Annotated in this window: 11 protein-coding genes and 1 tRNA gene; 9 read left to right on the top strand and 3 right to left on the bottom strand. The window is 64.4% G+C overall.

Annotated features, from left to right (window positions below; genetic code table 11):
* Nucleotide 1: 1 nt before the first annotated feature.
* The 5 genes from IF809_RS31885 to IF809_RS31865 all read left to right on the top strand — a co-directional run bounded on the left by IF809_RS31885 (nt 2) and on the right by IF809_RS31865 (nt 7861).
* Nucleotides 2-298, top strand: a complete 297-nt coding sequence (locus IF809_RS31885; RefSeq protein WP_462839516.1) for a hypothetical protein — start codon at nt 2-4, stop codon at nt 296-298.
* A gap of 251 nt (nt 299-549) precedes the next feature.
* On the top strand, nt 550-5511 hold the full coding sequence (locus IF809_RS31880; RefSeq protein ID WP_462839515.1) for an autotransporter-associated beta strand repeat-containing protein: 4962 nt from the start codon (nt 550-552) through the stop codon (nt 5509-5511).
* A 262-nt stretch (nt 5512-5773) separates the two neighbouring features.
* Nucleotides 5774-6643: a hypothetical protein gene (locus IF809_RS31875; protein WP_462839514.1), complete on the top strand. Its 870-nt coding sequence runs from the start codon at nt 5774-5776 to the stop codon at nt 6641-6643.
* Between the two features lie 29 nt (nt 6644-6672).
* Nucleotides 6673-7017 carry a cupredoxin domain-containing protein gene (locus tag IF809_RS31870; RefSeq protein ID WP_128963266.1) on the top strand — a complete coding sequence of 115 codons (345 nt, stop codon included), beginning with the start codon at nt 6673-6675 and terminating at the stop codon, nt 7015-7017.
* 13 nt (nt 7018-7030) lie between these two features.
* On the top strand, nt 7031-7861 hold the full coding sequence (locus tag IF809_RS31865; protein WP_462839513.1) for an FTR1 family iron permease: 831 nt from the start codon (nt 7031-7033) through the stop codon (nt 7859-7861).
* Between the two features lie 39 nt (nt 7862-7900).
* On the opposite strand, the gene IF809_RS31860 is transcribed toward IF809_RS31865, so the two are convergent.
* Both IF809_RS31860 and trxA read right to left on the bottom strand, forming a co-directional pair.
* Complete coding sequence (locus IF809_RS31860; protein ID WP_128963268.1) at nt 7901-8578, bottom strand: LON peptidase substrate-binding domain-containing protein; 678 nt, start codon at nt 8576-8578, stop codon at nt 7901-7903.
* 32 nt (nt 8579-8610) lie between these two features.
* On the bottom strand, nt 8611-9534 hold the full coding sequence (trxA, locus tag IF809_RS31855) for a thioredoxin (RefSeq protein WP_453981259.1): 924 nt from the start codon (nt 9532-9534) through the stop codon (nt 8611-8613).
* A gap of 275 nt (nt 9535-9809) precedes the next feature.
* On the opposite strand from trxA, the gene IF809_RS31850 reads away from it, so the two are divergent.
* From IF809_RS31850 to IF809_RS31835, 4 genes are all read left to right on the top strand, one after another.
* Nucleotides 9810-9884, top strand: a tRNA-Gly gene (locus tag IF809_RS31850).
* Nucleotides 9885-9959: 75 nt separating this feature from the next.
* Nucleotides 9960-10946 (top strand): NAD-dependent epimerase/dehydratase family protein, encoded by a 987-nt coding sequence (locus IF809_RS31845; protein WP_462839512.1) that lies wholly within the window; start codon nt 9960-9962, stop codon nt 10944-10946.
* Between the two features lie 385 nt (nt 10947-11331).
* On the top strand, nt 11332-12600 hold the full coding sequence (locus IF809_RS31840; RefSeq protein WP_462839511.1) for a PQQ-dependent sugar dehydrogenase: 1269 nt from the start codon (nt 11332-11334) through the stop codon (nt 12598-12600).
* A 214-nt stretch (nt 12601-12814) separates the two neighbouring features.
* Nucleotides 12815-13408, top strand: coding sequence for a c-type cytochrome (locus tag IF809_RS31835; RefSeq protein ID WP_462839510.1), 594 nt, complete (start codon nt 12815-12817; stop codon nt 13406-13408).
* A gap of 17 nt (nt 13409-13425) precedes the next feature.
* Here the strand turns inward: IF809_RS31835 and panE are convergent, their stop codons facing one another.
* Nucleotides 13426-14349, bottom strand: coding sequence for a 2-dehydropantoate 2-reductase (gene panE, locus IF809_RS31830; protein ID WP_128963273.1), 924 nt, complete (start codon nt 14347-14349; stop codon nt 13426-13428).
* Nucleotides 14350-14459: the final 110 nt, after the last annotated feature.

Genomic DNA, 14459 nt, shown 5'->3' with positions numbered 1-14459 from the left:
CATCCACGGCATCCTCGGCGAGACCAAGGTCTTTCCCCGCGCCCGCATCGAGCCGGAGCGGCTCCGCACCCTGATCCGTCTGGTCTGGCAGGCCTCGACCGTCGCCTGGATCGGCTGCGGTGTGCTTCTGACAGCTGTGCCCTGGATGGACTCAGCTGCGGCGCGCCACTGGATCGTCATTACAATGATCGGTGTGTTCGGCTTCTCGGCGTGCGCCAACGCATGGGCGACGCGCGGCCGGCATTTCGGCTGGATGGCACTCAGCGCGGTCGTCGCGATGGCGGTGGCCGGCTACTAGGCGGCCATCGCATTGCGACTGTCACTCGCCATCTCGTCAATCACGGGAGCGCTGTCGTGCCGCGCTGTTGTAAGTCGGCAACGCCGGGCGGGATTCAGGCAGCCGGTTCCGGCGTAGCAACTGGACCGCGCATCGACGGCGACCTACTCTGCGGCCGCGAGTGGGGGTTGGGTTGCGGGCAGCGTTCATATGACCGTTGAACCCACGGAGTAGGCTGAACGATCGGTGGATCGTCGGTTTGGGGGTACGTCGTGCGTAACCGTGGCGCGTTGAGGCCGGCGGTACGGCCGCTGATGGTCGTATGGCTTGCGGCCATCTTGCTGGTGCCGGAGCTGATCCCGGCGACGGCTCAGGCCCAGTGGATCGAGGCCGGCCCTTACACGTCGACCAGCACCGCTGCGTCTTCCCCCGGAATCCTGACCAGCAACACGCTCGTCTACGGCATGTCGGCGCAAGGCAATCCCATCTATGGCGCCGTCAACACCATCCTGCAAAGTCCGACCGATCCGAACACCTATTGGGCCGCGACCACCTCCGGCGGCATCTGGAAGACGACCAATGGCGGCGTGACCTGGACGCCGACCACCGATCACCAGCCGACCCTCGCGATCGGGGCGATCACCATCGACTCCGTCGACAAAAAGACGATGTATGCCGCGAGCGGCTACTACAGCGCCGGCGCGGTGAACGACGCACCGCAGACGATGCTGCTCAAATCGGTCGACGGGGGTACCACATGGCAGTCCATGACGCCGACGGGTATCCAGAATTACTATCTCAATTCGTCGGGTAACCAGCTCACCGACAGCGCCCCTGCGTCGATCAAGAACATCATCGCGATGGGCAACGTGGTCCTGGTCGCGGCCGCCGGCTCGCAGGGGCACGATTCGACCACGCAGGCGGGCGGCCTCTACCGCAGCGTCGATTATGGGCAGACCTTCGCGCTGCTGCCGGGCTTCAACACCGAAGTGACCAGCCTGATCAGCGCCACGATCAGCAACAGCACGGTGTTGTTCGCCGCGCGCGACGGGTTCAATTACCGGCCCGACAACGGCATCTTCTACAGCAATGACGCGGGGGCCAATTGGCATCTCCTGCTCGGACCCGGCACGTCGGTCCAGGGCACCAACTCGGCCAATGCCAACAACCTGGTTTTCTCCGGCGGGTTCGGTGGCAACTCCGCCAACATGAAGATTGCCGCGGGTCCAAACGATTCCCTGTTCGTCGCCGTCGCCAAGCAGAACAGCTACCAGCCGATCGTGGTGTTCTACACGCCGCAATTCGCTCCCGGCCAGACGCCGACCTGGTACAACCTCGGCGAAGCCTATCTGGCCTCGCCGCCCGATTGTGCGACCGGCTGCGGCCTCGAGGGCAACACCCAGGCCAATCTGCATTTTGCCCTTGTGGCCGACCCCAAGCAGAAGGGCATCGCCTATATCGCCGGCAGCGGCGATTTCCTCACCGGCGCCAGCGACGAGACCGCCACCATCGTTCGCGTCGACTACAACGCCTCGACCAATGCCGCGACCTACACGCCGGTGGTCTTCCCGACCCTGAACTCCTCGCCGCATCCGGACACCCGTTCGCTGCTCATCAATTCGCAGGGCGGCTTGCTCGCCACGGGCGACGGCGGCGTCTATGTGCTGAACAATCCGGGCCATGCCAATGCGGCCTGGAGCGCATTGGGCGGAGCGGCTTCCAACGGCAGCCCGATCCGCGCCATCGAGGCGTACCAGGCGGTGATGGACCCGAAGAGCGGCCGGCTCGGCGTGGCCATGCAGGACAATGGTGCCGCCTTCTCGGCGCCGACCACGCTGGGGCAGATCAAGACCGGGACACCCTGGCAAAACGTCGTGGGCGGCGACGGTTTCTCGGTCTCCGTCAACTACAAGCGAAGCGGGGCGTCCATCATGTACGCGACGGCGGACGACCCGCGGCTGGCGCGCGTCTTCGCCGACCAGAATCTCTCGACGGCGACACCGCCCAACATGCTCGACATCAACGTCGCCGGTACCGGCGGGACGGGGTTTGCGTCTTACGAGGGCGGCGATTCCCGCATCGTGGCGGCCGTGAACGCGGTCGATCCGACCAAGCTGCTGTTCAGGTCTGCGCGGCTTTACACCTGGACCGATCCGGGCGGGACGTTGTCCGGCAGCATCGACATTAACGATATCACCGCCGGAGCGAATAGCGGCGGCGCATTGCCCAACACCAACCTGTTCAGTTCGGCTTCATGGAGCGAGAAGATCGCCTACGGCACGCAGGATGCTCATGATGCCATCCTGGCAGGCGGCTTTCTGGCCAGCGGCGGCGTGGGCGTCTTCCTGCGCACGCAGGCGCAGGCGAATGCCGGCACTCCCATGGATATCTCGAACAACCTGCTCGCCTCCTACGACAATGCCGTCACCAGCAACGGCGCCGGCAATCCGATCGGAGTGCTGTTCGATCCTTTGACGGAGCACAAATTCTTCATCACCGACATCCATAACGTCTACGCCACCAACAATACCGGCGCCACGCTGCGGACGCTCACGCTGCCTGGCAATTTCAGCAATCCGGCCGGCCTTGCCTATGTCGCGGACAGTTACACGGGCGGAGCCATCAACGGCGTGCGCGCGCTGCTCGTCGGCGGCACCACCACGGATGGCGCGCAGGGATCGATCATCTCGACCTCCGCGCCTTTCGCGAGCAACGTGCAATGGACGAGCCTTGGGACGAACCTGCCCAACGCTGTCGTCTACGGCCTCAACTACTATTCCGATATCGACACGCTGGTCGCCGCGCTCTATGGCCGCGGCGTCTACGTGCTCTATGACGTCACAAGCCATTATTCGACCGCAACCGCACTCTGGTTCGGCAAGGCCAACAATGACTCCGCGCCCGACGTCTCGCTGCTCACGGGCAACCGTCCGCTCGAGAAATTCGGGACGGGAACGCTGACGCTCAGCGGCGCGGCCACCTATACCGGCGGCACGATCATCGATGCCGGAATCGTCGCGATCACCGCCGACGCCAATCTCGGCGCCGCGCAGGGCAGCGTCACCTTCAATGGCGGCGCGCTGCAGACCAATGCGCAACTGAGTTCGGCGCGCAACGTCACGCTCGCCGCCGCAGGCACCTTCGATGCCGAGGCCGACACCACCTGGTCCGGGACCATCACGGGGCCAGGTGCGCTCAACAAGATCGGTCCGGCGACGCTGTCGCTGACGGGCAGCAACAGCTATTCCGGCGGCACTTTCATTTATGGCGGCGCGCTGGCCACCGGCTCCGACGCCGCGCTGGGCGATCCCGCCGGCCAGGTCGGAATCAATGGCGGCACCTTCCGCGCCACGGGCTCGTTCTCGACCGGGCGTACCGTCGCGTTTGGCACACTCGGCGGCGCCGTCGATGTCCTCGGCGGAGCGACGCTGACAGCGAACGGGCTGTGGGCCGCGCAGGGGCCGGTCACCAAGACCGGTTCGGGCGAGCTCGCGATCGAGAACGTCGGCATCTTCCAGGCGCTCACCGTTGGCGCCGGCGGCCTCAAGATCGACGGCGCCATCACCGCCAATGCGCTTCAAGTCGCGCAGGGAGCGACGCTCAGCGGCATCGGACAGATCACTGCGCCTACCACGATTTCAGGCACGCTCTCGCCCGGCTCGCTTGCCCCCGGAGCGCTCACCTTCACCTCCACGGTGGCGCTGGCCTCGACCGCGACGCTGCACATCGCCATCGACGGCACCGGGACGAGCGGCGGAGCCGGCGGCTATTCCCAGCTCATCGTCAACGGCGGCGCGCTCACGCTCGGCGGTACGCTGCAGCCCTATTTCCGCGGTATCCTCGGCGGCAACAATAATTTCACCCCGGCTCTCGGTCAGCAATTCCTGATCGCAAGCGCGAGCGGTGGCGTCAGCGGCCAGTTTTCCGGCGTCGATCTCGCCGCCAGCGGCCTGTCTTCGAGTCTGCGCATGGATACGCTGTTCGGCGCGACCTTTATCAACCTGGTCACGACACCCGCGTCCTACGCGCTGGCGCCGGCGGGCTCGGCCTGGAACGCCAACCAGCAGAGCGCCGGCGCGGCGCTCGATGCGCTGCGCCCGCCGGCCGGCACCATCTCCTCCAATACGGCGCTGCAGAACGCGTTCAACACACTCTATCAGCTGCCGTCCTCGCAGCTCGGCCCGGTGCTGTCGGGCCTGTCCGCCGCCGACGAGGCGCGCGGCGTCGGCCATGCGCTCGACGCCGTCGACGTGTTTCACGAGGCGCTGCAGCAACATCTGCTTGGCGGGACGGTGGCGCCGGGCTTCAACAACCTCTCGTTCTCGGTCAGCGGCGCCGGGCGGAATTTCTATTCGGCCTATAACAGCATGGCTGCTCCGGTATCGTCCGGCAGCGCGCCGCGCGAGACCAATGCGCCGGCGGCGATCAGTGCCGAGCACTGGTGGAGCTCGGTGTTCTCCCAGTCCAGCATGACCAGCACCTCGGCCGGAATCACCGGTGGCTCGGCCAATGTCTCCGGCTTCATTGCCGGCCTCGAGGGCGAGATAAAGCCCGGCCAGCTGTTCGGCGCACTCGCCTCCTATTCCCACACCGATGCCAGCGGCAATGGCTCGGGCAGCGGCGACAACGTCGTGCTCGCCGCCTATGGCAAACGCACCGCCGGCCCGTTGCAGGCCGCGATCTATGGCGGCGTCGCCGTCAGCAGCATCGCCCTGCATCATGATTTCGGCACCGGCGGTCTCGTCAACCAGAGCGGCAGCGCCACCAGCCTGCTCGGCGGCGGCTCGATCGCCTACACCTTCGACTATCGCGGCTTCCAGATCGCGCCGACGGCCACCGCGGCGTTCACCCATATGCTGTTCGACGGCACCAGCGTGACGTCGCCGCTGGGTTTTGCGGTGCGTGTGCCGCAGCAATGGACCGATCGTTTCCGCTTCACCCTCGGCCCCACCATCGCGCGTACGGTGACGACCGAGCGTGGCATCAGGCTGACCGCCACCGTCGGCGGCGGCTTCCTGTATCAGACGGCGCCGGTGACCACCCTCGATGCGCAGATCTTCACGGCGGGCATGGCGGCGCAGACGGCGCCGGCGGGCGGTGCCGGCGGCTATGCCGATGCCGGTATCTATGCCTCGCTCACCAATTGGATCACCGGGTTCGTCCGCTGGCATGGCGAGGCGCGGCAGCACGCGCACAGCAACCAGGTCTCTGGTGGGCTCAGCGTGGCGTTTTGAACCGTCCGGATCGATGAAGAGAGGCCGCCGCTGCAGCGGCGGATCGGCGTTGGCCGGCTACTGAGCCGGCTATCTTTCGACGGCTCACCAAGGCCGCTGACGGGCAACTGTGCATCCGCCGGAGAGTTCGTCAATTTAGAATCGCTCTAGCTTAGAACGACTCTCTTTGCGGTGCCGCGGCGCAGCAGCTAGCAGGAAGGTAATAGCTGCAATTGATTGGCGGACGCGAGAAGCAATGCGAGTACCTTTTCCCAAGCCAGGCGTGCGGATTTTTGCCGCAAGTGCGCTGGCCAGTCTCTGTTTCAGTGCGCCCGCACGCGCTGAAAATGCAGAGAATTGGCGCGAGCTCGAGACCAAGTACATCTTCGGCTTCACCACCGGTTCGGGCATCGGCATCGAAGGCGAAAAGGAATTTACCGTCGACACGATCGGACGGTTCGGCAAGCGCGATGGCCGCTACAACGCGACCGAGACCAAGTACGAGTACGAATTCACCCCCTCTCAATTCGTGCAGTTCGAGTTCGGCGCGCTCGGCTCGACCCACGACATCCGCAACGTGACCGATCTCGACGATCGACGGCAGGTTGCGTTTACCGGCGGCTTCGGCGAATTCCGCTACCTCGCGGTGGAGCGTACCTCGAACAACCCGCTGTCCGTCACGCTTGCCGTCGAGCCGACCGTGCGGCTGATCGACGAGACGAGCGGCGAACGGGTGCACAATTACGAATTCGAGACCACCCTGAATGCCGATGTGGAGCTGTTGAGAAACCGGCTCTATGCCGGGTTCAATCTGCTGTATGAACCTGAATATACCCACACGCTGACGAGCGAGACGGTCCGGGAGACCACGCTTGGGACTTCCGCTGCGCTCTCGTTGCGCCTTGCGGCCAACGTCGTCATCGGCGGCGAGGCTTGGTATCTACGTCACTATGACGATTTCGGTCTGTCGGCCTTCACTGGCGACGCCGTGATGCTCGGCCCGAATCTCTTTGTCCGTTTCACCCCCAAGATATTCATGACCGCGGCATGGAACGCACAGGTCTGGGGCCGTGAGGTCGGCAATCCTCTGTCGCTCAATCTGGCAGAGTTTCAACGCCACCGCGCCAGACTCAAATTCGCCGTCGAATTCTGATCTCTCTCTCAACTTCAGAAGGTTTTGTGATGTACGCTCTGACCATGACCCGGAAGCTCGCCCTCGCCGCCATCTGCGCGACGCTGCCATTGTCGGCCGCTTTGGCTCAGCAGGCGACGGAGATTCAGATCGGCTATTCCGGCGGCCAATTCCAGCCGGCCGAGGTTCGTGCGCCAAAGGACAAGCCGGTGGTGTTCCGCGTCAAGAATCTCGATGCCAAGGCCATGGAGTTCGAAAGCACTTCGCTGCGGGTCGAAAAGGTCGTTGCGGCCAAGAGCCAGGGCCTGGTGAATGTCCGTGCGCTGAAGCCCGGCCGGTATGAATTTTACGATGATTTCAACGACAAGGCCCGTGGTGTGCTGATCGTCGAATAAGGATCGTCCCGCCGTGCTCGCCGCCCTCATTATCGTCTTCCGCGAGGTTTTCGAGGCCGGGCTGATCATCGGCATCGTACTCGCGGTCACGCGGCAGGTTCAGCACCGGAACCGCTGGATCGTGGGCGGCGTGCTCGCCGGCGTCGCGGGGGCGTGCCTTGTCGCAGCGTTCGCGGGCGCGCTGTCGCAGCTCTTCGAAGGCATGGGACAGGAGCTGTTCAACGCTGCCATTCTCGGCGTCGCCGTAGTGATGCTGACCTGGCACAATGTCTGGATGGCCAAGCACGGCAAGGAAATGGCCGGCGAGTTGCGGGCGGTGGGACAGGCCGTGGCGCAAGGATCCAAATCGCTATTGGCGCTCGCCGTCGTGGTCGGCGTCGCCGTGTTGCGCGAAGGCAGCGAGGTCGCCCTGTTTCTCTATGGCATCGCGGCGTCCGACGGCGGTTCGGCGATGAGCCTGTTCCTGGGCGGCCTGCTCGGCCTCGTGCTGGGCGGTGCCGTTTGCCTGTTCACTTATCTCGGCCTGCTGCGCATCCCGCCGCGGGCCCTTTTCAACACCACGACGGCGCTGATTACCTTGCTCGCCGCCGGAATGGCCGCGCAAGCCGTCGCCTTCCTCGAGCGGGCGAATTGGCTCACCGCCCTCGACGCCGTGGTGTGGGATACCGGCTGGCTTCTGTCGGAAAACAGCATTCTCGGCCGCACGCTGCACACGCTCATCGGATACACCGATCAGCCGACGCAGATGCAGCTTGTGGTCTACCTGGTCGTTATTGTTGTTACGGTCGCCCTGATGCGCATGATTGCAGCGGAGCGGCCGCGGCAAGCGGTTGCGACCAATTGATCGGCGATACGAGGTTGCCGCGCGAGCAATGGCGGCAGATCACTGCAGCGGCGGATCACCGCTGGTGCGCTTCTTGGCGAGGTCCATCTCGGTCACCGCGATGAGGATCTCGGCGCGGGTCTTCAGATCGGGCGCTTCCAGCATCGCCTGCTTCTCGGCCGGGCCATAGGGCGACATCATCGCCAGTGCATTGACCAGCGCTTCGTTCGGCGCGCTCTCGACGCCTTCCCAGTCGACCTTGAGATTGTTGGCCTTCAGGAAATCCGCCAAGGCCACCAGCAGCGCCTCGCGGTTGACCGCCTCCTCGCCCAGGCGCGCCGTGAAATCGTCAGCGAAGGCAAAGAAATCGACCTTGCACTGCCGGTACGGGGTCAGCACCTCGAGCTCCTCGACCACCCTGAAGCGCGCAACCCCGGTGAGTTCGAGGATGTAGCGGCCGTCGCCGGATTCGGCGAGCTGGGTGATGCGGCCGACGCAGCCGACCCGGAACAGCACCGGCTTGTCGGAATCCTTCGGCGAGTGCGTCACGTCGGGCTGGATCATGCCGATCAGGCGATGACCGTCCCGGAAGCAATCGTCGACCATCGCCAGATAGCGCGGCTCGAAGATGTTGAGCGGCATCTGGCCGCGCGGCAGCAGCAGCGCGCCGGGCAGCGGAAACACCGGAATGATCTCCGGAAGGTCGGCGGGGCCGCGATATTCGATATTGATCGGCATCTCAGTCCCCGCGGCGATTTCCAACCTGCGCTTTAGGAAAACAGGATCGTCGACAAGCGCTTCCGTCCTTCGACCGTTGCATCATCCGTGCCGCCCCAGGCTTCGAAGAACTGCACCAGCTGCTTGCGGGCAGCGTCGTCGTTCCATTTGCGGTCGCGCTTGACGATCGCGAGCAGCTGCTCCGTGGCAGCGGCGCGGTCGCCCTTTGCGTTCAGCGCGGTGGCAAGGTCGAACCGCGCCTGATGATCGAGCGGGTTTGCGGCGACTTTCTGTTCGAGCTCGGCGATGGGCCCGAGCTGTTGCGCCTGTTCGGCGAGATCGATCGCGGTCTGCACCGCCTTCACGGCCGGGTCGTTGCGCTTGGATTCCGGCACCATGGCCAGCGTCTGCTTGGCCTGCTCCATCGCGCCCGAGGTGGCGTAGCATTTGGCGAGGCCGGCCAGCGCGGCGATGTTGGTCGCATCGTACTGGAGCACTTCGGCGTAGATCTGCGCGGCCGCGGCCGTGTCGCCCTCGGCGAGCACGGCCTCCGCCTCCTGCAGGATCTCGGCGATGTTGGGCTCACCCGGTGCCGTCACGCCCTTGGTCAGCTTCTCGATGAAGGCGTTGAGCTGGCTCTCCGGCACCGCGCCCATGAAGCCGTCGGCCGGCTGGCCGTTGACGAAGGCAATCACGGCCGGGATTGACTGGATGCCCATCTGGCCAGGGATCGCCGGGTGCTGGTCGATGTTCATCTTGACCAGCTTGACCTTGCCCTTGGCCGCCCTGACCGCTTTTTCGAGGATGGGGGTGAGCTGCTTGCAGGGGCCGCACCACTCCGCCCAGAAGTCGATCAGCACCGGCTGGCGCTTCGATTCCTCGATGACGTCCTTCACGAAGGTCTGGGTGGTGGTGTCCTTGATCAGATCGGCCGCAGCCGGGCCTGCCGCGCCGTTACCCTGGTCGATGATCGTCACGGGATCCCCTCGTCTGATGTCTGGAATGGCGGGTCTTTAGCACGCCGCCATTTCTTATGCTTCGCTTCAGGCCCTAAAATTGGGCCGAATGGGCCGAATTTCAATCCATGGGGGCCGATTCGGCAGTTCGGGGCCATTTTTGGTCGATTTGGCCGCTTCAGGGCCCCATATTGGGGCTCCGAAAGCGAGATGATGCTGCCGGTAGCTGTTGCATTCGCCTCCCGCTTTTGGCATACGACAGCCGTTGCCGGCGCGTCACGCGACCGACACAGGATGCGGGTGTAGCTCAGTGGTAGAGCACGACCTTGCCAAGGTCGGGGTCGAGGGTTCGAGCCCCTTCGCCCGCTCCAATTTTTCCCAGAGCATCCAGCCAATCCAGACCGAGACGTGGTTTTCACGCCGCTGGCGGCTGGCTTGGGTCTGACATGACAATCCTGGTCACCGGCAGCGCCGGCCATCTCGGGGAGGCCATCTTGCGGACGCTCCGGCGCCGCGGATCGCCTGCGCGCGGGCTCGACCTGAAGCCGTCCCCCTTCACCGACGCCGTGGGCTCGATCGTCGACCCCGCCTTCGTCCGGGCGCAGCTGGACGGCGTCACGGCCGTGATCCACACCGCGACGCTGCACAAGCCGCATGTGGCGACGCACTCCAAGCAGGCCTTTGTCGACACCAACGTCACCGGCACGCTCAACCTGCTCGAAGCGGCGGATGCGGCCGGCGTGACGAGCTTTGTCTTCACCAGCACCACCAGCGCGTTCGGCTCGCAGCTCCGGCCCGAGGCGGGACAGGCCGCGGTGTGGGTCACTGAAGAGCTGCCGTCGGTGCCGAAGAACATCTACGGCACCACAAAGCTGATGGCGGAAAATCTGTGCGAGCTGTTCTTTCGCGAGCGGGGCTTGCCGGTCGTGGTGCTGCGGACCTCGCGGTTCTTCCCTGAGGACGAGGACGATCCGGCGATGCGGTCGGCCTATTCGCTCGAGAACGCGCAGGCCAACGAGCTGCTTTATCGCCGGCTGGATATCGCGGACGCGGTCAGCGCGCATCTGCTCGCAATGGCGCGCGCCAGCGAGATCGGCTTCGGCCGTTACATCGTCTCGGCGACCAGTCCGTTCAGGCAGCACCACCTTGCGCAGCTCGCCCGCGATGCGACCGAAGTCGTGCGCGAGCTCTATCCCGAATGCGCGCAGCTCTACGCGACGCGCGGCTGGCGCCTCTTGCCCGCGATCGATCGCGTCTATGTCAACGACCGCGCGCGGCGCGAGCTCGGCTGGCGTCCCGAATTCGACTTTGCCCATGTGTTGCGCAGCCTTCGCGCTGCTAGCGATTTCCGCAGCACCCTGGCGCGCGAGGTGGGGTCGAAGGGCTATCACGACACGCGGTTTGACGACGGCCCGTACCCGGTCGCCTCGTAGCCGCCGCTTTCGTCAATTCGCATGATGATTCAGACCCGTGGCCGCTGTCACCACGCGCCGTCCGGCCTTTGCCGTTCTACTGTGCATGGGGTTGTTTTCGCGGTTTTGGATTGGTCGTCCGCTTTCACAGCTCGCGAATAAGGCGCTCGCGGGATCGATTCCGCGTTGCAGCGAGAGCGTTGTCCTCGCCATTTGCGAGAATGTGAGACGTTCAGTCTCAATTTTTACGGAGCGCAATCGCGGCGCACGCGGCGCGCTTTCCCCCGCGCGCAGATGTGCTAACCTTTTTGCGTCTGCCACCTCGACAGACTCCGAACTTCGCCTACTCGACAACAGCAAAACAAAGAACGCGCAGCCCTCACGGCTGCCTTAGGGGAGTGACGCGATGAAATCGATGATCCATCGATCGGTGTTGGCGCTTGCAGCCGTGGCCCTTCTGGCCGGGACAACTGCCGGCCATGCACAGGACAAAAGCAAACCGCTGAAGAAATACGAATCCGGCACCAAGGAATTCTGGACCCATCCGCCTGACGACTGGTTCCTCGGCGACGAGACCGAGGCGCAGAAGGGCCTCGCGCCGCCCTCGGGTCCGCCGACCGGTGCCTCCGATGCCGAGCTCGCCAACATCGTCAAGAAGGTGAAGCTGCCGGCGGGCTTCAAGATGGAGGTCTACGCCTCCGGCGTGCTGGCCGCGCGGCAGATGGCCTGGGGTGACAAGGGCACGCTGTTCGTCGGCTCGTTCGGCCTCGGCAACGTCTATGCCATCAAGGACAACAACGGCAAGAAAGAGGTCAAGACCATCCTCAAGGGGCTGAACATGCCCACCGGCCTCGCGGTCAAGGACGGCGCGCTCTACGTCATCGCGGTCGACAAGCTGATCCGCTATGACGACATCGAGAACAAGCTCGACAATCCCGGCGAGGGCAAGGTCGTCTATGACGACATGCCGTCCTATGCCGCGCATGGCTGGAAGTACATCGCCGTCGACAAGGACGGCTGGTTCTACATTCCGTTCGGACCGCCCTTCAACATCGGTATCCCGCCGACCAGCGTCTCGCAGATCCGGCGCGTCGATCCCAAGACCGGCAATGCCGAAATCTGGGCGCTCGGCGTGCGCAACTCGGTCGGCGGCGACGTCGATCCGCGCACCGGCAAGTACTGGTTCACCGAGAATGCCCGCGACTGGGTCAGCGATGATCTGCCCTCGGACAAGCTGAACATGATCAACAAGATCGGCGAGCATTTCGGCTATCCCTACTGCCACCAGGGCGACCTGCCCGATCCGAAGTTCGCGATGGGCCACAAATGCTCCGAGTTCACGCCGCCGGTGCTGAATCTCGGCGCGCATGTGGCTCCGCTCGGCATGAAGTTCTATACCGGCGACCAGTTTCCGTCTGAGTACAAGAACAACATCCTGATCGCCGAGCACGGCTCCTGGAATCGTCACAAGTACCAGGGCGCGCGCATCATGCGCGTGATCGTCGGGCCCGACGGCAAGAACCCCAAGCAGGAGGTGTTCGCCTCCGGCTGGATCGAGGGTGACCAAGGCTATCTTGGTCGTCCCGACGACATCATCCTCGCCAAGGACGGCTCGATCCTCGTGGCCGACGACTGGGCCGGCGCGATCTATCGCATCAGCTACAGCAAGAAGTAGCGCGCAAGCGACACGAGGCTGCGGTGGCCCGTGAGGCGCCGCAGCCTCTTTCATTTCAGATTCACACGCCGTCGTTCCGGATTGCGCGTAAGTGCAAACTGGAACCCATAATCCCGACTCGTGGTTATGGATTCTCAGATGCGCAATTGCTCCTCAAAGTCCGCGACTTCGTCGCGGGCCGGAATGACGAGTCAGATAGATCGGAATTCTCATCATGCGCCGGCAGTTCATCTCGCACGCCATAAGCGCGGCTGCGCTCCTCGCGCTCGGTGCGCTCTCCGCCAGCGCCGCCGACAATGCTGCCGTCCAGGAGAAGGCGGCCGTCTGCTCCGGCTGTCACGGCGAGAACGGCATCTCCCAGACCGAGAACATCCCCTCGCTGGCCGGTCAGCCCGATCAATTCCTGCAATGGCAGCTCGTGTTCTTTCGCGCCGGCTCGCGCAAGAACGAGCAGATGCAGCCGATCGCGGAAGCGATCACCAATGAGGACGTCCGCAGCCTCGGCGCCTATTACGCGGCGATGACGCCGCCGAAGCCGGCCGAGGACAAAGACCCCGACCTCTCGAAGAAAGGCGCGCAAGTCGCCGCCGGCCGCCGCTGCGCCTCATGCCACACGGATAGCTTTGCGGGGACCAAGGCCGTGGCGCGGATCGCAGGTCAGCGCGAGGAATATCTGGTCAAGGCGCTGCACGACTACAAGGCGGGCAAGCGCGTCGGCGGCGGCGTCGCCGCGATGGCCGATGTCGCCTACCACATGAGCGACGAGGAAATCACCGCCGTCGCGCACTATCTGGCGTATTTCAAATAGGGCTTACGTGAGAAGCGCTACCCCACCCGCTGCAGCTCATAGGCCTTCAAATGCGTGTAGGCGATGCGCAGCTTCGGCACCGGTACCTTGGCTGCATCGGCGCGCGCGATGAGATCGCCGATCACATGATCGGCTTCCACCGGCAGGCCCGCCTTGATGTCGCGGAACATCGAGGCCGTCATCGGCGAGCCCTCGGTGGTGAGGTTGCCCTTCACGCGTTCGAAGAACGGGCCGCCCGGCGGGTAGCCGGACGCGGTGGCGATCGCGCTGGTTTCGTCCAGCATGCCGAGCAGGAAGTCGCGGCCGCCGGGCGCGGCGAGGATGTTGCCGACGGAGGTGCGCATCAGGCTGGTGGAAGCTGCGAGCGAGGACAGGAACACCCACTTCTCCCACATGTCCTGCATGATGTTCTGGCTGGCGGTGGCGCCGTTGATGCCGCTCTTGAAGGCCTCGTCGATCGCCTTGACCCGGTCCGACGTCTTGCCGTCGCGCTCGCCGTAATTGATTGACTGCATCGGCTGCAGCTGCACCACCTCGCGCTTCTCGTTCAATGTCGCTGCGATGGCGCAGAGGCCGCCGAGCACGCGCTGCTTGCCGAAGACGGCATCGAGGATATCGAGATGCTTCATGCCGTTGAGCATGGGAATGATCGCCGTATTCGGCCCGACCGCCGCGGCGAACGAGGCGATGGCATCGTCGAGATCGAATGCCTTGCAGCTCAGGAGCACGACGTCGAACTTGTCCTTGAGCGCATCGGCCTGCACTGTGGGCGGATTCTTCAAGGTCACGTCGCCGTTTGGGCTCTTGATGACGAGGCCGTCGCGCGCGAGCTCGCTCGCGCGCCTGGGGCGGACAAGGAAAGTGACGTCGCGGCCGGCCTGCAACAGCCTGCCACCAAAATAGCCGCCGATGGCGCCGGCGCCGACCACGAGGATACGCATGGGAAAGTCCTTGTTGTTGCTCTTGCTCGTCTATCTATAGACGTCATTGCGAGCGAAGCGAAGCAATCCAGAAAGGGGCAACGATCACATTCTGTCGCCAGATGCGGGGA

It is taken from the genome of Bradyrhizobium sp. UFLA06-24 (assembly GCF_054967145.1).
The sequence above is the reverse complement of the archived record's forward strand: the minus strand, read 5'-3'. Positions and strand labels throughout refer to the sequence as shown.